This is a genomic window from Burkholderia sp. BCC1208, from assembly GCF_902833095.1.
Lineage (GTDB): Bacteria > Pseudomonadota > Gammaproteobacteria > Burkholderiales > Burkholderiaceae > Burkholderia.
In genome coordinates, this window is the sequence record NZ_CADFDY010000003.1 from 81,718 (window position 1) to 103,074 (window position 21,357).

A 21,357-nucleotide genomic window follows, 5' to 3' on the forward strand; every position below is an offset into this window, starting at 1 on the left:
GCATGTCAGTCGGTCACGACCGCCTGCTCCTGCAGGTGCTGGGCCGCGGCCACCAGCCTCGGCCCGAGTTCCCGTTCAACCCGCGCGCGCCCGAGCCGCGCGCTGCGCCCGATACAGGCCAGCACGAGCGGCGTGTGATCCTGCACCACCAGAGGCACCGCGAGGATCGTCAGGTCCGGTTCCCATTCGCCGAGCGACATGCAGTAGCCGACGTTGTGTACCTGTGAAATGCCTTCGCTGATGCGGCGGCGCAGGCTCGGCCAGTCGCGGCCGGTCTTGCGTTCGATATTGCCGAGCAGGTAGAAGCGCTCGAGTTCCGGCAGCGCGGCCAGCAAGGCCCAGCCCATCGGCGACGAGGCGATGCGCAGCCGCGTGCCCGCATACAGCTTGAGGTCGACCGAGGCCGGCTTGCCCGCACACGTCTCCAGCACGATCACGTCGAGGCGGTCGCGCGTGCCGAGCATCACGTAGGTTTCGTTCGCGTTCGCGAAGGCCTGCATCTCGAGCCGCGCCAGCAATTGCACGTTCGAATGCGCGATCGCGGCATAGCCGAGCGACAGCACGGGCGCCGCCAGCCGATACTTGCGGCGCTGCGGCGAATAGTGAAGATAGCCGAGCGCGACGAGCGAGCGAGCCATCCGCGACACCGTCGGTGCGGGGATGCCCGTCTCGATCACGAGTTCCTGATTGCCGAGCCACGGCTCGTGCGGCGAAAACGCGGCGAGGATTGCCAGGCTGCGCGCGAGCGGAACGACCATCGCGCCGGACGCGGGGCTGCCTTCCGGACGCTCTCTGTCTCCGGTCGGCCCATCGTGCCAACCCGCGTTTTCCTGTCCTGACAGGGGCAGCGCTGCCCGGTTCGACTGCGGCGACATCGATTGCTCCGTTTGTCTCGATCTGGCTCTGGAAGCGGCCGTGAACTTGCGTGTACCGGTCGGTCAACGCGGTCCGCCACGCAGCGTGGCGGCGCGCGCGGCACGCGACCGTCCGATGGCTTCATTAGAGAAGCCAACCGGTAAACGCGTCAATTGTAGTTCCAATATGTTCCGTACTCTGAAAACATAAGTGGCCTCGAAATCGGCCGCCGGCAGTTCCTCTTCGTGGTTTTCCGCCAAATTCGAGACGGAACAAGCGCGGCGCGACGGATCAAAGTACGGAACGTTAGACGAATCCGGGAATGGCACGAAGACGCGGCGCGGCGGCGGTCCGCCGCCCGCCGCGCCGGGCCGCCACCGCCCGCGTTACGCGTCGCCCTTCAGCTCGATCAGGAGATCCTTCGCGGCGACGCGCTCGCCGGGCTTCACATGCACGGCCGCGATCTCGCAGTCGCGCTCGGCCGCGATGTGGGTTTCCATCTTCATCGCCTCGAGCGCGATCAGCGTCGTGCCGGCCATCACGCGCTGGCCCGGCTGTACGGCCACCGTCACCACCGACCCCGGCATCGGCGCGGCCACGTGCAGCGGGTTGCCCGGATCGGCGCGCTGCAGCCCGTGCCGCTCCTTGCCGGCCTGCACGACCGTCTTCTGCTCGACGAGCGCCGAGCGCGGCTGACCGTTCAGTTCGAACTGAACCTTTACGATGCCGTCCTGCGCATCGGCGTGCTGCCCTTGCAGCGACACGAGCAGCGTCTTGCCCGGCGAGATCTCGATCGCCACCTCCTCCTGCGGCTGCAGGCCGTACAGGAACGCCGGCGTCGGCACCACCGACGTGTCGCTGTACGCGCGCACGTGCGCGTAGTAGTCGACCGTCTGCTTCGGATACATCAGGTACGACGCCAATTGCCGGTCGTCGAGCGGCTGCTCGCAGGCTGCCTCGGCCTGCACGCGCACCGCGTCGAGATCGACTGGCGGAAGCTGGTCGCCAGGGCGATACGGCGCCGGCGGTTGGCTCTTCAGCACCTTGCGCGACAGCTCCACCGGGAAGCCGTCCGGCGGAAAACCGAGCTCGCCCTTGAACAGCGACACGACCGACTCCGGGAATGCGATGTCCTTGTTCTGGTTGCGCACGTCGTCCACGCTCAGGTCGTTCGCGACCATCATCAGCGCCATGTCGCCGACCACCTTCGACGTCGGCGTGACTTTCACGATGTCGCCGAACAGCCGGTTCACGTCCGCGTATGCGCGCGACACCTCGGTCCAGCGATGGTCGATGCCGAGCGAGCGTGCCTGCTCGCGCAGGTTCGTGTACTGGCCGCCCGGCATCTCGTGACGATAGACGTCGGCGGTGCCCGCGCGAATCTCCGATTCGAACGGCGCGTAATAGCGGCGCACGCCTTCCCAGTACATCGACGCTTCGTGCAGGCGATCGGCATCGAACCCCGGGTCGCGTTCGCTGCCCGCGAGCGCCGCCGCGATGCTCGACAGGTTCGGCTGCGACGTGAGGCCGCTCATCGCGTCGAGCGCGCCGTCCACCGCATCGCAACCCGCGCCGATCGCCGCGAGCACGGACGCCGCGGCAATCCCGCTCGTGTCGTGCGTATGGAAATGCACCGGCAGCCCGGTTTCTTCCTTGAGCGCCTTCACGAGCGTGGCGGCCGCCTGCGGACGGCAGATGCCGGCCATGTCCTTGATGCCGAGCACGTGCACGCCGGCCTGCTGCAACTCGCGCGCGATGCCGATGTAGTACTTGAGGTCGTATTTCGAGCGCGACGTGTCGAACAGGTCGCCGGTGTAGCAGATCGCGCCTTCGCACAGCATCCCGCTTTCGCCGACCGCATCGATCGCCACGCGCATGTTGCGCACCCAGTTCAGCGAGTCGAATACGCGGAACACGTCGACACCCGCGCTCGCGGCCTGCTGCACGAAGAAGCGCACGACGTTGTCCGCGTAGTTCGTGTAGCCGACCGCGTTCGAGCCGCGCAGCAGCATCTGGAACAGGATGTTCGGCACGCACTCGCGCAGTTGCGCGAGGCGCTCCCACGGGTCTTCCTTCAGGAAGCGCAGCGCGACGTCGAAGGTTGCGCCGCCCCAGCATTCCAGCGAGAACAGTTGCGACAGCTCGCGCGCGTAGAACGGCGCGATCGGCAGCATGTCGGCCGTACGCATGCGCGTCGCGAACAGCGACTGGTGCGCGTCGCGCATCGTCGTGTCGGTCAGCAGCACTTGCCTGCGCTCGAGCATCCATTGCGCAAATTTTTCCGGGCCGAGCTCGCGCAGGCGATCGCGCGTGCCGGCTGGAATCGCCACCGCCGTGTCGACCTTCGGCAGCACCGGTTTCGGCAACGGCAGCGCCGGCAGCGTGCGGCCGTTCATCTCCGCGTTGCCGTTCACGTTCAGCTCGCCGAGATAGCGCAGCAGCTTCGTTGCGCGGTCGCCGCGCTTCGCGAACGCGAGCAGTTCCGGCGTCCTGTCGATGAAGCGCGTCGTCACGTCGCCGGCGACGAACGCCGGATGATTGATCACGTTCTCGAGAAACTGCAGGTTCGACGTGACGCCGCGAATGCGGAATTCGCGCAGCGCGCGATCCATCCGATGAATCGATTCGGCTGCGGTCGGCGCCCACGTCGTGACCTTGACGAGCAGCGAATCGTAGTACGGCGTGATCACCGCGCCGCCGTACGCGGTGCCCGCGTCGAGCCGCACGCCAAAGCCCGCCGCGCTGCGGTAGGCGGTGAGCCGGCCGTAGTCGGGCAGAAAGTCGTTCTCCGGATCCTCGGTCGTGATCCGGCATTGCAGCGCATGGCCGTTCAGCGGGATGTCCTGCTGCGCCGGCACGCCGGCCGCGCGCTCGGCGAGCGTTCCGGCGCCGTTCACGACGTCTTCGGCAAGCCCGATCCGGCCGCCCTCCGTAATGCGGATTTGCGCCTTCACGATGTCGATCCCGGTGATCATTTCGGTCACCGTATGCTCGACCTGGATGCGCGGGTTCACCTCGATGAAATAGAACCGGCTCGTGTCGGCATCCATCAGGAATTCGACGGTGCCCGCATGCGTATAGCCGACCGCGCGCATCAGCCGCAGCGCCGCTTCGCAGAGCGCATGACGACCTTCGCGATCGAGATACGGCGCCGGCGCGCGTTCGACGACCTTCTGGTTGCGGCGCTGCACCGTGCAATCGCGCTCGTGCAGATGAACGACCGTGCCGTGCATATCGCCGAGCACCTGCACTTCGACGTGCCGTGCATTGCGCACGAGCTTCTCGACGTACACCTCGTCGTTGCCGAACGCGGCCAGCGCTTCGCGCCGCGCGACCGGCAGCAGCGTCTCGAGATCCTGTGCGTTTTCCAGCACGCGCATGCCGCGCCCGCCGCCGCCCCAGCTGGCCTTCAGCATCAGCGGATAGCCAACCTCCGCAGCCAGCGCCTTGCATGCGTCGAGATCGTCCGGCAGCGGCGCGGTGGCGGGCATCACCGGCACGCCGGCCGCCATCGCCGCATTGCGCGCGGCGACCTTGTTGCCGAGCGTGCGCATCACGTCGGGGGACGGGCCGATCCAGCGGATGCCCGCGTCGATCACGGCCTGCGCGAAATCGGGGTTCTCCGACAGGAAGCCATAGCCGGGATGGATCGCATCGACCTTGGCCTGGCGCGCGACGCGCAGGATGTCGTCGATATCGAGATACGCGGCGAGCGGCTTCTTGTCTTCGCCGATCAGGTAGCTTTCATCCGCCTTGAAGCGATGCAGCGCGAGGCGGTCTTCCTTCGAATACACCGCCACGGTGCGCATGTTTAGCTCGGCGGCGGCGCGCATCACGCGAATCGAGATCTCCGAGCGGTTCGCGATCAGGATGGACTGGATGGGGGTAGGCGTCACGGCAGCCATGGATTGTGAAGGGTTGAATGAGGTGCGCCGACGCGCCATCCACCGCCTGCCTGATTCACGGGGCGGCGACGGATCGTCGCGTCGGTCACGCGGCGTTGCTTTCGTCCCGGCTTTCGCCAGTCGACATCGTCGTCATATCGCCCGATAGCCGCTATCGACGACGCGACGACGAACAGCATCCAGCCGACCAACCGGGCAGACCAACAGGAGACCGGCCGGTCGGTCGTCGATCGGGACACGGGGGCCCGCGCCACGACGCGGGCCGCCACGATTTCAGTCGCGGTGCTCGAAAAGCGGCGCGTGGTCCATCCAGTCGTAACCCGCACCGGATCTCGCCCACGCCCAGTTCACATCGCGGGGCCGGTCGCCGGGCTGCGCCGTCGTTGTTCGAAGGCGTTCCCCCGCTCCCTCGAGCCCGAGCCTGCGCGCATCGTCTTGCGGTAGCCATTTCGCTTTTGATAGCCAGTCATTGCATCACCTTGCGTGTATAGAAGCTTGTCGCTCTTCGGCCCGGCCCGTCTGGCTCGCGGAGATACCTGCGTGGCCGGCGGGCGCCCCATGCGTCGAGGTTCAATCATGCAAAAAGCAGGCCACATCGGATCTCGACCGCACGGCCCCGACGCGCGTGGAGATCGTTCAAAGGCGGTTTCAAAATTCGTTCAATTCTGAAATCGAGTTCTGATTTTGAAATTGCGACGGCGCACACCGCGCCTTATTGCGCGTCGCGAATCATGTTGCGGGCAATCACGATCTGCTGGATCTGGGTCGTGCCTTCATAGATCCGGAACAGGCGCACGTCGCGATAGAAACGCTCGATTGCATATTCGGCCATGTAGCCGGCACCGCCGAAAATCTGCACCGCGCGATCGGCCACGCGGCCGCACATCTCGGACGCGAACAGCTTCGCGCACGATGCCTCGGTGCTGACTGGCAGCTTGTCGTCGCGCCGGCGCGCGGCGTCCAGCACCATGCAGCGCGCCGCATAGATCTCGGCCTTGCTGTCGGCCAGCATCGCCTGCACGAGCTGGAAATCGGCGATGGGCTTGCCGAACTGCTTGCGCTCCATCGCGTACGACAACGCCATCGACAGCATCCGCTCAGCCACAGCCACGCAGACGGCCGCGATATGGATACGCCCCTTGTCGAGCACCTTCATCGCCGTCTTGAAACCTTGCCCTTCCTTGCCGCCGATCAGGTTCGCGGCCGGCACGCGCACGTTGTCGAAAATCACGTCGCAGGTATGGGCGCCTTTCTGTCCCATCTTCTTGTCGCGCTTGCCGAAGCTGATGCCGGGCGACTTCGCATCGACGATGAACGCCGAAATGCCGCCCGCGCCCTTGTCTTCCGGGTTGGTGCGCGCCATCAACGTGAAGATGCCTGCATGCGGCGCGTTCGTGATGAAGCGCTTGGTGCCGTTCACGACGTAGTCGTCGCCGTCGCGGATCGCGGTGGTGCGCAGCGACGCCGCGTCGGAGCCGGCTTCCGGTTCGGTCAGCGCGAAGGACGCAATCAGCTCGCCGGTCGCGAGGCGCGGCAGGTACTTCTCCTGTTGTTCGGGCGTGCCGTCGAACAGGATCCCTTGCGAGCCAATGCCCACGGTCGTGCCCAACAGCGAGCGGAAGACCGGAGAAGCCTGGCACAGCTCGAACACCGCCAGCACCTCCTCCTCCATCGTCAGTTCCAGACCGCCGAAGCGCTCCGGAATCGTGAGGCCGAACAGGCCCAGCGCCCTCATGTCGGCGACGATGTCGTCGGAAATCTCGTCGGTTTCGGCCACGAGTTCCTCGTTGGGCACGAGCCGCTCGCGCACGAACCGGGCGATGGAGTCGAGCAGGCCGTTGAGCGTTTCTTGATCGCGAATCATGTCGGTGGGCCTGAAAAAAGATGAGAAAGACGACGAGATGCTGCGCCGGCGGCCGGCCCGAAACAATTGCACGGCCAAAAACGTTCCGAAGAATGAAACGGCGCCGGCACGGCCGACATTGGGCCGGCGCGCACCGCGGCCCGGACGCCTGCCAAGGTACGGAACAATCTGCGCCGATCCGTTGACCCGACAACCACGCGGCTCCATCGTGAGCACTCGAATCCACTGCCGTCACGTTTGCCATGCCGCTCCAGCCCGATCATCTGCTGTCCCGTCCGTTCCCGCCCATCGAGCATGCGTACTCGCTGCGCGATACGCAGCTCTACGCACTCGGCGTGGGCCTCGGCGCCGATCCGCTCGACGCGGGGCAACTGCGTTACGTCTACGAAGGCCGCGCCGGCACGTCGCTGCGCGCGCTGCCGACCATGGCGAACGTGCTCGCCTATCCCGGTTTCTGGGCACGCGAGCCGGACACCGGCATCACCTGGCAAAAGATCCTGCATGCGGAACAGGAAATCCGGATTCACGCGCCATTGCCGGCCAGCGGCCGCGTCACGGGCACGACGCGCATCACCGGGCTGTGGGACAAGGGCGAAAACAAGGGCGCGTTCCTGCAGCAGACGCGCGAGATCGCCAATGCCGACACGGGCCACCTGCTGGCGACCGTCGTGCAACTGAGCCTGTTGCGCGGCGACGGCGGCTTCGGCGACGGCGGCAGCACCACGCCGCTGCCGGTGCCGCATGCGATGCCCGACGGCGAGCCCGATCACGTCTGCGAGCTGACCACGCCCGCGCAACTGGCGCTGATCTACCGCCTGAGCGGCGACCTGAATCCGTTGCATGCCGACCCGGCGGTGGCCGCCGCGGCCGGTTTCGCGCGCCCCATCCTGCACGGCATGGCGCTGATGGGCGTGGCCGCGCACGCGGTGCTGCGCACGGTACTGGCCTACGACGACACGCGCTTCGCGGGCATGCGCGTGCGCTTCACCGCGCCAGCCTGGCCCGGCGACACGCTGCGTACCGAGATGTGGGTGCGCGGCGACACGGTTTCACTGCGCGTCACGGCCGTGGAGCGCAACGTGGTGGTTTTGACCAACGCGCGGGTCGACCTGCGCTGATACGCAATTCTTCAGGAGACAGTCATGGATCTGGGTTTGACCGGCAAGGTCGCCATCGTCACCGGCTCGGCGCGCGGCCTCGGCGCCGCCACCGCGCGCCGGCTCGCGCAGGAAGGCGCGAGCGTCGTCGTTACCGACATCAATGCCGAGCTGGCACAAGCCACCACCCGAGCGCTGCAGGACGAAGGGCTCGCCGCGCACTGCATCGTCGGCGACATCACGTGCGCGGCCGACGTGCAGCGCCTCGTCGATGAAACGGTCGCGCATTTCGGCGGTGTGCACATCCTCGTGAACAACGCCGGCGCGCCGCGCGACAAGTACCTCGTGAAGATGAGCGAGGACGACTGGGACTTCGTGATGAACGTCATGCTCAAGGGCGCGTTCCTGGCCGCGAAAGCGGTCATGCCGCACTTCATCGAGCAGGGCTGGGGCCGGCTCATCAACATCAGCTCGCGCGCGTACCTCGGCAACCCGACGCAGGCCAACTACTCCGCCGCCAAGGCCGGCCTGATCGGCATGGCCAAGGCGCTATCGATGGAGGAAGGCCGCTACGGGATCACCGCGAACTGCGTCGCGCCGGGCTTCATGGAAACGGAAATGGTGCAGGCGCTGCCGACCTACGAAACGATCAAGGAGCGTGCGGTGGCCGCGCAGCCGATCAAGCGCGTCGGGCGCCCGGACGACATCGCCGACGCGGTGGCGTTCCTCGCCAGCGAGCGTGCCGGCTTCATCAGCGGCGAAGTGCTGCACGTGACCGGCGGACGCTACGGCTGATCCGGCGGCGGCAGCGCAACAACCCAGGCCGCCGGCGCGTGACACGCGCGCGACGGTGGCCGATTATTGACGACATTCAAAGGCATTCCAAATGAAACGAGCAGCCATCGTCTCTCCGCTGCGCACCCCGGTGGGCGCGTTCGGCGGAACGTTGAAGGGCGTTCCCGTCGAGGAACTCGGCGCCACCGTCGCGCGCGCCATCGTCGAGCGTACCGGGCTCGACCCGGCGCGCCTCGACGACGTCGTGTTCGCGCAAAGCTATGCGAGCGGCGAGACGCCGTGTACGGGGCGCTGGGTCGCGCTGCAAGCGGGCTTCCCGATCGAAGTGGCCGGCATGCAGCTGGACCGGCGCTGCGGCGGCGGTGTGCAGGCGCTAGCCACCGCGGCGATGATGGTGCAGACAGGCGCGGCCGACGTGGTGATGGCCGGCGGCGTCGAAAGCATGAGCAACGTCGAGTTCTATACGACCGACATGCGCTGGGGCAAGCGTGCCGGTTCGGTCACGATGCACGACCGGCTCGACCGCGGCCGCGAGCGCTCGCAGCCGGAAAGCCGCTTCGGCCGCATCAGCGGCATGATCGAGACGGCCGAGACGCTGGCGCGCGAATACGACATCACGCGCGAAGCGTCCGACCGGTTCGCCGCGCGCAGCCACCGGCGCGCCGCGGCCGCGCAGCAGGCCGGCCATTTCGACGCCGAGATCGTTCCCGTGTCGGTGCCGCAGCGCAAGGGCGACGCGCTGATCGTCGCGCAGGACGAAGGCGTGCGCGGCGACACGACGCCCGAGAGCCTCGCCAAACTGCGCACCATCATGAAGGACGGCGTCGTCACGGCCGGCAACGCGTGTCAGCAGAACGACGCGGCCGCCGCCTGCCTGATCGTCGCCGAGGACAAGCTCGACGAACTCGGCCTCACGCCGCTCGGCTGGCTGGTCGGCTGGGCCGCTGCGGGCTGCGATCCGGCGCGCATGGGTATCGGTCCCGTGCCTGCCGTGCAGAAGGTGCTGGCACGCACGGGCCTGCGCTTCGACCAGATGGACCTGATCGAGCTCAACGAAGCGTTCGCGTGCCAGGCGCTCGCCTGCGTCAAGGGCTGGGGCAGCTCGATGGACGCGCTCGAGGACAAGCTCAACGTGAACGGCTCCGGCATCTCGCTCGGTCACCCAGTGGGCGCGACGGGCGTGCGCATCATGAGCACGCTGCTGCACGAGATGCAGCGCCGCAAGGTCCGCTACGGCCTCGAAACGATGTGCATCGGCGGCGGTCAGGGCATCGCGATGATCGTCGAGCGCGCCTGAGCAAGGAGACCGATCATGACTGACCATGAATCCGCCCGCGCGTGGCAACCCGGCCAGCGCGAGTTGCAGAACGCCGGCATCGTGACGCTGATGCGCGCGCTCGGCGTGCCGTCGTATGAAGAACTGATGCGCGTGTCGATCGACGAGCCCGAGCGCTACTGGCAGACCGTGATGCGCGAATGCGCGATCGCGTGGGACGTGCCGCCTACGGGCTACGTCGACCTGTCGCGCGGCCCGCAGTTTCCGAGGTGGTTCCCCGGCGGCAAGCTCAACTGGGTCAACACCATCTACGGCTGGGCGCGCCACCCCGCCACCGCGCAACAGAAGGCCGTGGTGGCCGAGCGCGAGGACGGCAGCGTGAGCGAGCTGACCTATGCGGAACTCGAACGGCGCGTGCGCGATTTTGCGGCGGGGCTCGCGCAGCGCGGCGTCAAACAGGGCGACCGCATCGGCCTGCTGATGGAGAACGGCATCGAGGCGACCGTCTCGCTGCTCGCGATCGTGCATCTCGGTGCGCTCGTCGTGCCGCTGTTCAGCGGCTTCGGCGTCGATGCGATCGTCGCGCGCCTGTCGGCTGCGGAAGCGCGCATCGTGATCGCGTCGACCGGCTTCTCGCGCCGCACCAAGCGCGTGGACGTCCAGGGCGCGTTGCGCGATGCGTGGCGCCAGTTGCCGCTGCTCGAACACGTGATCTGGAAGCGCGGCGAAGGCGACACCGCGCAGGACGCGCGCGACCTCGACTGGCAGGAAACGGCTCGCGCCGCGGCGGACCACGCAATCGAGCCGGTGTCGGTCACGCCCGACACGCCGTTCATGGTGATCTATACGTCGGGCACCACCGGCAAGCCGAAGGGCGTGGTCCATACGCACGGCAGCTTCCCGATCAAGATCGCTCACGATTCGCTCGTACATTTCGACGTGCATCCCGGCGACGTCTACTGCTGGCCCGCCGACATGGGCTGGATCGCCGGCACGCTGGTACTCGGTTGCGCGCTGCTGCGCGGCTCGACGCTGGTGTGCTACGACGGCGCGCCGGACTACCCCGACTGGTCGCGCATGTCGCGCGTGGTGGAACGTCACCGCGTCACGCACTTCGGCTCGGCGCCGACGCTGATCCGCGGCATGGCCAGCCACGAAGGGCTGGCGCTCGCGGGCGACCGCTCGACCGTGCGCTTGCTGATCACGGCCGGCGAAGGCATCGCACCCGAACATTTCAACTGGTTCCTGCAGCGCTTCGGCGACGGCACTGCACCTGTCATCAACTACACCGGCGGCACCGAGGCGTCGGGCGCGCTGCTCGCGAGCGTACCGATCCGGCCGATTCCGCCGAGCGGCTTCAATACCGTATCGCCCGGCGTGGCCGCCGACGTGGTGAATGCCGACGGCGTCAGCGTGACCGGCGAGGTCGGCGAGCTGGCGATCCGCGCGCCGTTCGTCGGCATGACGCAGTCGTTCTGGCGCGACGACGAACGCTATCTGGAAACCTACTGGCACACCATTCCGGGCATCTGGGTGCACGGCGACCTGGCGCTGCGCACGCGCGACGGCAACTACTTCATGATGGGCCGCTCCGACGACACGCTGAAGGTCGCCGGCAAGCGCCTCGGGCCCGCCGAGGTCGAGGAAGTCGTGCTGGAGCTGCCGGACGTGGCGGAGGCGGCTGCGATCGGCGTGGCCGATGCGGACAAGGGGCAGAAGCTCGTCGTGTTCGTCGTGCCGAAGCCCGACGCCGCGATCGCCGGCGCCGATCTGGAGGCGCTCGTGTCGGGCCACGTCGACAAGCGCCTGGGCCGCCCGTTCCGGCCCGGCCGCGTGCACGTGGTCGCGCAACTGCCGAAGACGCGCAGCTCTAAGATCATGCGGCGCGTGATCCGCAGCGTGTACTGCGGGCAGCCGCCGGGCGATCTGTCGTCGCTCGACAATCCCGGTGCGCTCGACGAAGTGCGCACGGCCGCGACCTCCGCCTGACCCTACCGCAAACGAAACATGAAAGTACTCGAAGGCATCAAGGTCCTCGATTTCGGACGCTTCATCGCCGGGCCGTTCTGCTCGGCGCTGCTCGCCGACTACGGCGCGGACGTGATCCGCATCGACCGCGTCGGCGGCGGCGAGGATCGCTTCATCGTGCCCGTGACCGAACACGGCGAGGGCGCGCTGTTTCTGCAGGTCAACCGCAACAAGCGCTCGATGACGCTCGATCTCGACAGCCCGGAAGGGCGCGAGATCGTGCGCCGGCTGGTCGTCGATGCCGACGTGGTGATCGCGAACATGCCGCCTCGCACGCTGCAGCATCTCGGACTCGACTACGAGAGCTTGCGCGCGATCAAGCCCGACGTCATTCTCGTCGCGTCCAATGCGTTCGGCAACAGCGAAGCCGTGCGCGATCGGGTCGGCTTCGACGGCGTCGGCCAGGCGCTCAGCGGCGCCGTGTATATGGCCGGCACGCCCGACCGGCCGCAAAAGGCGATGGTGCCGGTGGTCGACTTCGCGACGGCGTTTTCCTGCGCGCTCGGCGTGGTGCTGGCGCTCTACGAACGCCAGCGCAGCGGCATGGGCCAGGAAGTCAGCGCGTCGCTGCTGTGTACGGGCCTGAACATGGCCAGCGGCGCACTGATCGAGGAAGCGCTGCTCGGCCTCGATCGTCAGGCCACGCTGAACCGCGCGTCCGGCTATGCGCCGTCCGACATCTTCAAGGCCACGGACGGCTGGTTCATCACGCAGGTCATCGGCCGACCGATGTTCAAGCGCTGGACGCAGCTCGTGGGGCGGCCTGAACTGCTCGACGATCCGCGCTTCGCCAACGATACGCTGCGCGGCGAGAACGGCGCGTTCCTCAGCGACATCATGAGCGAATGGTGCGCCGACAAGACGCTCGCCGACGCGCTGGCCGCGCTCGAGGCGGCGCGGATCCCGGCCAGTCCGGTCAATTCGCCGCGCCAGGCGCTCGAGGACGAAACCATCAAGGCCGCCGACGTGATTCGCTGGATGGACTATCCTGGCGCGCCGAAACCGGTGCCGATCTTCGCGACGCCGGTTTCGCTGTCGCGCACGCCGCCTGAAATCCATACGCGGCCTCCGCTGACCGGCGAACACACCGACGAAATCCTCGCCGGCATCGGCTTCGACGCACGGACAGTGGCCGAGCTGCGATCGCGCAAGATCGTCTGACCGGATCGACTGCATCGTCGCGCGCACCGCTGCCCGGTGCGCGCGGATCGGTGCCGACTCGCTGCACGCAAGCCAGTTCGCGGCCTGCGCGGCCGCCCGGCGCGCACGCGCCGGCGCTTCCCCCTCTTCGCGCCCGTTTCCCGGTTCCCGCGCGCCGGCCGATATCGGCATTTCGCCGCTTACCCGCCCATCGAATTTCAACTATATTCGTCAGTCACACTTGACAATCGCATCATGGATCCGTCCCAGCTCCCTTCCCTCGTCTGGTTCGTGCACATCGCGCACCATCTGAGCTTCACCAAGGCCGCCGCGGAAATGGGCGTGTCGCGCGCCGCGCTTTCGCAGAACCTGAAAGCGCTCGAGCGGCAGTTGAACGTGAAGCTGCTGTACCGCACCACGCGCGACATGTCGCTGACTGAAGACGGCCAACGGCTGTACGACACGTTGCGCCCCGCTTTCGACTCGATCGAAGCGGCGATCCGCAACCTGCACGAAGTCCGCCACGCCCCGTCCGGGCTGCTGCGCATCAACACGTCGCGCGTGGCCGCGCGCAAGCTGCTCGAACCGCACCTGGGCGAATTCATGGCGCGCTATCCGTTGCTGCGCGTGGAGCTCGTGATGGACGACGGGCTGTCGAATATCATCGCCCACGGTTACGACGCGGGCATCCGGCTCGGCGAGAGCCTGGCCGAGCACATGGTGGCCGTGCCGATCACGCCGATGCTCGAGATGGTCGTAGCCGGCTCGCCCGACTACTTCGCGCGTCACGGCACGCCGGCGACGCCCGCCGATCTGATCCGGCACAACTGCCTCTGCTATCGCCATACGACGAGCGGCGCGATCTATCGCTGGGAATTCACGTCGCCCGAGATCGAAGGGCATGCGTTCGAGGTCGAGCCGCAAGGCACCACGATCACGAACGACGACGACGGGATGATACGCGCGGCACTGCAAGGCATCGGCCTGATCCAGCACCAGGACATCGCGCTGCGCGAGCATCTCGATGCCGGCACGCTGGTGCGTGTGCTCGCGCCGTGGTGCAAGCCGTTTCCCGGTTACTACCTGTACACGCCGTCGCGCGAGCAGATGCCGGCGAAGGTGCGCGCGCTGATGGATTTCCTCGTCGAGAAACGCGAACAGCTCACAGCGGACGCGGCCACGCGAACGGCCGCGCCTGCCGCTTCCGTCGCGTCAGCGCCGCCGCGCAAGCGGCGCGCGAAACGTCCCTGAGCGCGTGCGTCCCGCGCGGCCGGCCGCCGCTCAACGGCGCTCGCCCTGCGCGAAAGCGTGCACCGACGCCACCAGCGACGGCGATTCGGTCCGGTAACGGTATTGCATCCACCGCTCCATCGACAGCCCGTCGTTGAGCGGCATCTCCAGCGCGCGGCGCGTCATCTGTTTCATCGCCGCGAGCGCATCGGCGTCGGTTCGCGCGATCTCGCGCGCGAGCGCCATCGTCTCGGCGTCGAGGGCGTCACCGCTGACCGCGAGCGCCGCGAGCCCGATCCGCTCAGCCTCGCGGCCCGTCATGCGTCGGCCCGTGATGAGGTAGTACATCGCGCGCGGCAGCCCGATCTTGCGCGGCAGCCGCTGCGAGCCGCCGCCGCTCGGCAGCAGATTGCGCTGCAGATGTGCGTCGCCCAGCTCCGCGTTTTCGTCGACGATCACGATGTCGGACGCCAGCGCCAGCTCGAACCCGCCTGCGACTGCATAACCGTTGACCGACGCGATCACGATCTGCCGCGACGCCTCTATCAACGCGAACGTGTCCTGCATCAGGTCTTGATGCCGCATATGCGCGGCCGGATCGGCGAGCACGCCGCTCGCGAGCCACTTCAGGTCGTTGCCCGCGCAGAACGCGCGGCCGCTACCGCGAATCACGATCACGCGGATATCGCGGCCCGGATCGCCTGCCGTGCGCACGGCGTCGTTCAACGCCGCGAGCGTCGCGCCGTCGAGCGCATTCATCCGCTCGGGGCGATTCAGCGTGACGACGCGGATGCCAGGCGTCGAGTCATCTGTCAGCAACGTGTTCGTCATCTTGTCCCCAGGGTTCGGGCGAGCCGAATTGCGTCGACCGGCGCCGCGCGATCGTTTTGCACGATCGCGACATCGCGTCCACCGTTACATCGCATAGGACTCGCTCGCAGGCACCGGACGTCGCGCGATCGCGGGTGCCCCATCGTATGGTGTATGCAGTACTTCCGGCATCGGCGACGTGTCGGCCTCGCGCACGACGAAATTCGAAATCATCGCGACGAGTTGCTTGCTCTGATCGTCGAGCGACTGCGCCGCGGCGGCGACTTCCTCGACATACGCGGCATTATGCTGCGTCGCCCGGTCCATCTCCGACACGGCCTGGTTGACCTGATCGATGCCGTGCCCCTGCTCCGCCGAGGCCGCTGCGACTTCTTCCATCAAGGCCGTCACACGCGAGATCGCGTGCATGATCTCGGCCATCGACGTGCCCGCGGCGTTCACGAGCTCCACGCCGCCCCTGACGCGTCCGACGGATTCGTGTATCAATTCCCGAATTTCCTTCGATGCCGACGACGAACGCTGAGCGAGCGAACGCACCTCCGACGCGACGACGGCGAAACCGCGCCCCTGCTCGCCTGCACGCGCCGCTTCGACGGCGGCGTTGAGCGCGAGGATGTTGGTCTGGAACGCGATGCTTTCGATGATGCCGACAATTTCGGCGATCCTGCCGGAACTCGCATCGATACTGCCCATCGCCTCGACGACCTGCGAGACCACGCCGTTGCAACGCTCGGCCGACTGCACGGCCTGCACGGCGACTTCCAGCGCCTGCCGAACGTTGTCGGTGTTCTGGCCGACTCGCGACGAGAGTTCCGCCATGCTCGCCGCAGTCTCCTGCAGCGAAGCAGCCTGCATCTCGGTGCGGCGCGACAGATCGAGATCGCCGGCCGAGATCTGCGCGGCCGCCGATGCAATCGAATCCGCGCTCGCCTTGATGCCGTCGATGGCGCCGGACAGATTCGCCTGCATCCGTTTCATCGAATAGAGCAGGCTACCGCAATCGTTCGGCGCGGTCGCGATGACGGCCGTGAAATCGTTGGCCGCGATTCTCCCGGCAATCTCGACCGCATCGGCAGGCTCGCCGCCTATGGTGCGGGCGATGCCGCGATTGAGCACCACGACGATGCCGCTCATCACCAGCGCGATCAGCGCAAAGAGGCCGAAGCTTTGCAGCAGGCTTGCCTGAAACGCGCTGTCGATGTCGTCGACGAACAGACTCGTATTGATGATCCAGTCCCATGGACGGTACGTATCGACATACGCGATTCGCGCAGCGTCGGTCGTCACCCCGGGCGTTTCCTTCGGATAGTCGAAGCGCTGGAACCCGCTGCCGGCTCGCGCGGCCAGTTCGACCTGCTGCTTGACGATGGCAGCAGTCTTCGGATTCAGTTCGCTCAACGGCTTGTTCTGGATCGATGCATCGAACGGGTACATCAACACCACGCCCTTCGAGTTCACAATCGAGAAATAACCGCTACCCGCTTCGCCGTAACGGATGCCGCGAATCACGTCCATCGCCAGCCGTTGCGCTTGTTCGGCGCTCAGCTCGCCCGCATCGACCCGCTTCGCATAGAACTCGGCCGTGGCAAGTGCGATCTGGACGGCATGCACAAGATCGGACTTGCGCTCCTCGAGACGCATCTCGCGATTCCGGTACGCGTCCGTGACCGACAGCAGAATCAGACAGAACAGGCTCAGAACCAACGGCAAGCCGAGCCGCTGCTTGAATGACAATTTCATTGTGGTGGCATCTCCTCGTTGTTATGGCTATGCAGCTCGATCGGGCACGCTTGAACGTCTCGTGCAGCGCATGGGTTTGCGTCGCGGTTGCCCTGCATTAAAGGCCCGTCGCGCGGTGATCCGCAATACGGCGCGCACGTTGTTCCGTGGGTTGGAAGCGCGCGTGTCGCGCGGCATCACGGCTTGCACTTTCGAAGGAAGAAACAACGCGTCGGAAAAACCGCGGAAACGGCGTGTGACATGGTTGAATGGGCGATCGACCGGCGCGCAGCCACGCTGCCGGCGTGCGGTTCAGCGTGCTCCGTCGTGCAACCCACTCCGAGGACAATCACCATGCCGTTGCTGCATACCATTCGCTCGCGGATCGGCCATGCGGAAGTCGTGCAGATCGTCGAGATGGACATCAGCGGGATTCTCGGCGCACTGCTGCCCGAGGCCACGCCCGACGTGATGAAGTCGATTCCGTGGATGAAGCCGCCCTACGTGGACGAAGCACACCGCATGCGTGCCGTCAGCCAGTGCTTCATCGTGCGGATCGGCCAGCGCATCCTGGTGATCGACACCTGCGTCGGCAACGACAAGAACATCGCCGGTTTCGACGCGTTCGCCGATCTGCGGCTCGACTTCCTGGCTACGCTCAAGCAGGCCGGCATCGATCGCCAGGCCGTGACCGACGTGCTGTGCACGCACCTGCATTTCGATCATGTCGGCTGGAACACATACAAGCAGGACGGCCGCTGGCTGCCCACCTTTCCCAACGCGAATTACCACTTCGGCAAGGCGGAATACGCGTTCGCGCAACAGGGCGACGCGAACGACGCGATGTACGACGCGCAGAACATTTCGTTTCACGAATCGGTGCAGCCCGTCGTCGACGCGGGGCTCGCGAACTTCATCGATCGCGATACCGATCTCGGCGACGGCATCTCGGTGTTCGCCACGCCTGGGCACACGATCGGTCATATCGCCGTCGCGATCGATGCGGGTACCGAGCGGTTCATCATCGCCGGCGACGCGATGCATCACCCGGTCCAGATCGCGCGGCCCGAGATGGCGCTGGTGCTGGACTACGACCACGCGCAATCGGCGACCACGCGGCATACGCTGCTGTCGCGCCTCGGTGGAAGCGCCACGCTGTTTACCTGCACGCATTTCTGCTCGCCGTCGTTCGGGCTGGTCAGCCAGGACGCCGACGGCAACTACGTGTTCACCGGCGTACCGAAGTAAACCCCTTACTTGCACGAATCCATGCTCAGTCTCGTTTCCCGGCTCGATGCGCTGAACGTCAACCCCGGCCGCCTGTTCATCGACGGCCAATGGCTCGACTGGCCCGATGCGCGTTTCGACCAGATCAATCCCTGCACGAACGAAGTCATGACGAGCTTCGCCGAGGCCGGCACGCGCGGTGTCGCGCTCGCGGTGGCAGCGGCACGCAAGGCGTTCGACGAAGGCCCGTGGCCGCGCATGCGCGCGCAGGAACGCAAGCGCCTGCTGCAACCCATCGTCGAGCGGCTCTATGCGGCCGAGGACGAAATCGCCCGATTGCAGACGCTCGACAACGGCATTCCGTACACGTTCAGCCGCAACTCGCGCGTGTCGGCAAAAGCCGCCGCCGACATCTTCGACCATTTCCTCGGCTGGATCGACAAGATCAACGGCGACACGCTGCCGATCTTCTCCGCCGCGTCGAACATGCAGTACATGACGTTTCGCGACCCGGTCGGCGTCGTCGCGGCGATCCTGCCGTACAACGGCCCCGTGATGACGTTCGCGATGAAGGTGGCGCCGGCGCTGGCCTGCGGCTGTACCGTCGTCGTGAAGCCGTCGGAACTCACCAACCTCGCCGTGAGCCGGCTCGCGCAGATCCTGGCCGACAGCGATCTGCCGCCCGGCGTCTTCAACCTCGTGACCGGCGCCACCGAAACGGGCACCGCGCTCACGTCCCATCCCGGGATCGACAAGGTGACATTCACCGGCAGCCCGCTCGTCGGCGAACGCATTACGGTAGCGAGCGCGCCGACTATGAAGCGCCTGTCGCTGGAACTCGGCGGCAAGAGTGCGGCGCTGGTCTTTCCCGACACGCGCAGCGTGCCGGCCACGGCGCAGGCGCTCATGGGGCTGTGTTCCACCTTCCTGTCGGGGCAGGTCTGCACCACGCCGTCGCGCGCGATCGTGCATCGGTCAATCATGGACGAGTTTCTGCATCACGCGCAGGCGCAACTCGCGAAGGTGCGGTTCGGCGATCCGTTCGACGCCATCACCACGTCCGCGCCGATGATCTCCCGGCGTCACCAGTCGCGCGTGCTCGAATACGTCGAAACCGGCCGTGCGCAAGGCGCGACGCTGCTGGCGGGCGGCGGTGTGCCGGGCGGCGCGCTCGGCATCGGCAACTGGGTAGAGCCGGCGCTCTTTGCAAACGTGCGCAACGACATGCGGATTGCGCAAGAGGAAATCTTCGGCCCCGTGCTGTCTGTGATTCCTTTCGATACGGAAGAAGAAGCGATACGCATCGCGAACGGCAGCGAATACGGCCTGGCCGGCTGCGTATATACGACGGACGTCAGCCGTGCCTTTCGCGTCGCTCGCGCGGTCAAGAGCGGCGCGATCGGCGTCAACGGCTTCGCCAGCATTCCGAACGCGCCGTTCGGCGGCATCAAGCGCTCGGGCGTCGGCCGCGAAGGCGGCTGGTCGACGATCGAGGCGTTCACCGAACTGAAGACCATCAATTTCAATCTGGATGCCTGACCCATGAGCGAAACCTTCGACTACGTGGTCGTCGGCGCCGGCAGCGGCGGCAGCGTCGTGGCCGCGCGGCTCGCCGAAGCCGGCCATACCGTGTGCGTGCTGGAAGCCGGCCCGCCCGATACCAACCCGTTCATCCACATTCCGGCCGGCTACATCAAGAACCTCTTCAACGACCGGCTCGTGTGGCGCTTTCGCAGCGAGCCGATCGCTGGCACTGCTGGGCGCACGATCGAACTGACGCAGGGCAAGGTCGTGGGCGGATCGGGTTCGATCAACGGCATGGTCTACAACCGCGGGCAACATGCCGACTTCGACGGCTGGGCCGCGCTCGGCAATCCGGGCTGGTCCTACGACGACGTGTTGCCCTACTTCAAGAAGGCCGAGACGCGTATCGGGCCCGGTGACGACCGCTACCGCGGCCGCAGCGGGCCGCTGATCGTCACCGACCCGATCATGCCGGCGCTGCTGTGCGAGCTGTTCGTCGAAGCGGTCAAGAGCTTCGGCTATCCGTACGTGGCCGACTCGAACGCCGAAGCGCAGGACGGCGTCGGGCCGTGGCATTTCATGATCGACACGCGCGGCCGCTTGCCGCGACGCTGGAGCGCCGCACGGGCGTACTTGCATCCGGCCATCAGAAGCGGACGCGTGGCGCTACGGACCGACAGCCCCGCCACCAGCGTGCTGCTGGACGGCCGGCGCGCGACCGGCGTGCGATACCGGGCGGGTGGCATCGGCGCCCCGGAGCGCGAGGTGCGCGCCAGTCGCGAGGTGATCGTCTCGGCGGGCGCGCTGAACACGCCACGCCTGCTGCAGATCTCCGGCATCGGCGACGATGCGCATCTGCGCACCATCGGCGTGCAGACGCAGATCGATCTGCCCGGCGTCGGCGCGAACCTGGTCGATCACTTCAACCTGCGCGTGGCCGTCAAGGTCAAGGACGTCCCCACCCTCAACGAGCGCGGGCGCGGCCTGCCGCTGGCCCGCGAGATCGCGCGCTACTTCCTCGGCCGGCCGAGCATCCTGAGCATGGGCCCGGTGCCGATGCGCTTTTTCTTCCGCTCGGAGCCGTCGTTGGCGCGCCCCGACCTGCAGGTATCGTTCACGCCCGGCAGCTATCAGGAAGGTCTGCCCGGCCTGCTCGATCGCTACCCGGGCATGACGCTGGGCGGCCACAAGCAGCGGCCCGACAGCCGCGGCTGGGTCAAGGCGCGCTCCCCAAACATCGACGTGCTACCCGAGGTGCAGCCGAACTACCTGACCGACGAATCGGACCAGCGTGCGATGGTGGCCGTCGTCAAGATGGCGCGCGCCGTGCTACAGGCCAGGCCGTTCGCGCCGTACTACGTCGACGAGATGTTCCCCGGCAAGGACGTCCGGACCGACGACGAGATCCTCGCGTTCGCGCGCCAGCGCGGCGGCACCGTCTATCACCACAACGGCACCGCGCGTATGGGGCCCGACAGCGATCCGATGGCGGTGGTCGATGCGCGGCTGCGCGTGCGCGGCGTGCAGGGGCTGCGCATCGCCGACGCGTCCGTGATGCCGTTGCCGATCTCCGGTGCGACCAATGCGGCGACGATCATGATCGGCGAGAAGGCCGCCGCGATGCTGGTCGAGGATGCGAAGGCGGACAGCGTCCCGAGCGCGCGGTTGTTCGATACCGCTTGATTGCGGCAGGCGCCCGGCAAGCTCGGGCATCTGCGCGACGTGCCGATCTCACCGCCCGTCGAAACGGGCGTCGAACGATTTCGGCTAACGTGTGGGGGGGCACCGGAGGAACGACGCTGCGCGGCCCCACCCGATCGATACGTCCGTGATCGTCGCCACCATTTCGGCAGCGTCCGATCGCGG

At 66.9% G+C, this 21,357-nt stretch carries 14 protein-coding genes; 9 read left to right on the plus strand and 5 right to left on the minus strand.

Translation table 11 applies throughout. The features are described from left to right. Nucleotides 1–5: 5 nt before the first annotated feature. The 3 genes from HWX09_RS08075 to HWX09_RS08085 all read right to left on the minus strand — a co-directional run bounded on the left by HWX09_RS08075 (nt 6) and on the right by HWX09_RS08085 (nt 6,624). Nucleotides 6–758 carry a helix-turn-helix domain-containing protein gene (locus HWX09_RS08075; RefSeq protein WP_063831215.1) on the minus strand — a complete coding sequence of 251 codons (753 nt, stop codon included), beginning with the start codon at nt 756–758 and terminating at the stop codon, nt 6–8. Between the two features lie 483 nt (nt 759–1,241). After that, nucleotides 1,242–4,760, minus strand: a complete 3,519-nt coding sequence (locus HWX09_RS08080) for a pyruvate carboxylase (protein ID WP_027785808.1) — start codon at nt 4,758–4,760, stop codon at nt 1,242–1,244. Between the two features lie 712 nt (nt 4,761–5,472). Continuing rightward, nucleotides 5,473–6,624, minus strand: a complete 1,152-nt coding sequence (locus HWX09_RS08085) for an acyl-CoA dehydrogenase family protein (protein WP_027785807.1) — start codon at nt 6,622–6,624, stop codon at nt 5,473–5,475. Between the two features lie 242 nt (nt 6,625–6,866). Here HWX09_RS08085 and HWX09_RS08090 point away from each other — a divergent pair, with 242 nt between their 5' ends. The 6 genes from HWX09_RS08090 to HWX09_RS08115 all read left to right on the plus strand — a co-directional run bounded on the left by HWX09_RS08090 (nt 6,867) and on the right by HWX09_RS08115 (nt 14,211). Continuing rightward, nucleotides 6,867–7,742 (plus strand): MaoC/PaaZ C-terminal domain-containing protein, encoded by an 876-nt coding sequence (locus tag HWX09_RS08090; protein ID WP_027785806.1) that lies wholly within the window; start codon nt 6,867–6,869, stop codon nt 7,740–7,742. 24 nt (nt 7,743–7,766) lie between these two features. Further along, nucleotides 7,767–8,516, plus strand: a complete 750-nt coding sequence (gene fabG, locus HWX09_RS08095; protein WP_027785805.1) for a 3-oxoacyl-ACP reductase FabG — start codon at nt 7,767–7,769, stop codon at nt 8,514–8,516. Nucleotides 8,517–8,607: 91 nt separating this feature from the next. Next, on the plus strand, nt 8,608–9,813 hold the full coding sequence (locus HWX09_RS08100) for an acetyl-CoA C-acetyltransferase (protein ID WP_027786654.1): 1,206 nt from the start codon (nt 8,608–8,610) through the stop codon (nt 9,811–9,813). Between the two features lie 12 nt (nt 9,814–9,825). Further along, nucleotides 9,826–11,781 (plus strand): AMP-binding protein, encoded by a 1,956-nt coding sequence (locus tag HWX09_RS08105; RefSeq protein WP_027786653.1) that lies wholly within the window; start codon nt 9,826–9,828, stop codon nt 11,779–11,781. A gap of 18 nt (nt 11,782–11,799) precedes the next feature. Continuing rightward, nucleotides 11,800–12,981: a CoA transferase gene (locus HWX09_RS08110; protein WP_027786652.1), complete on the plus strand. Its 1,182-nt coding sequence runs from the start codon at nt 11,800–11,802 to the stop codon at nt 12,979–12,981. Nucleotides 12,982–13,215: 234 nt separating this feature from the next. Next, nucleotides 13,216–14,211, plus strand: a complete 996-nt coding sequence (locus tag HWX09_RS08115; protein ID WP_034185532.1) for a LysR family transcriptional regulator — start codon at nt 13,216–13,218, stop codon at nt 14,209–14,211. Nucleotides 14,212–14,241: 30 nt separating this feature from the next. On the opposite strand, the gene HWX09_RS08120 is transcribed toward HWX09_RS08115, so the two are convergent. Together HWX09_RS08120 and HWX09_RS08125 are read right to left on the minus strand one after the other, a co-directional pair. After that, entirely contained in the window at nt 14,242–15,021 is a 780-nt protein-coding gene (locus HWX09_RS08120) for an enoyl-CoA hydratase/isomerase family protein (RefSeq protein WP_027786651.1), read from the minus strand. An 84-nt stretch (nt 15,022–15,105) separates the two neighbouring features. Continuing rightward, nucleotides 15,106–16,761 (minus strand): methyl-accepting chemotaxis protein, encoded by a 1,656-nt coding sequence (locus HWX09_RS08125; protein ID WP_080681427.1) that lies wholly within the window; start codon nt 16,759–16,761, stop codon nt 15,106–15,108. A gap of 333 nt (nt 16,762–17,094) precedes the next feature. On the opposite strand from HWX09_RS08125, the gene HWX09_RS08130 reads away from it, so the two are divergent. The 3 genes from HWX09_RS08130 to HWX09_RS08140 are packed head-to-tail and all read left to right on the plus strand — an operon-like array spanning nt 17,095 to nt 21,174. Next, on the plus strand, nt 17,095–17,988 hold the full coding sequence (locus tag HWX09_RS08130) for an MBL fold metallo-hydrolase (protein WP_027786650.1): 894 nt from the start codon (nt 17,095–17,097) through the stop codon (nt 17,986–17,988). Nucleotides 17,989–18,009: 21 nt separating this feature from the next. Continuing rightward, nucleotides 18,010–19,506 (plus strand): aldehyde dehydrogenase family protein, encoded by a 1,497-nt coding sequence (locus HWX09_RS08135; protein WP_027786649.1) that lies wholly within the window; start codon nt 18,010–18,012, stop codon nt 19,504–19,506. A gap of 3 nt (nt 19,507–19,509) precedes the next feature. After that, a complete protein-coding gene (locus tag HWX09_RS08140) occupies nt 19,510–21,174 on the plus strand; it encodes a GMC family oxidoreductase N-terminal domain-containing protein (protein WP_027786648.1) in 1,665 nt (554 codons plus the stop codon). Nucleotides 21,175–21,357: the final 183 nt, after the last annotated feature.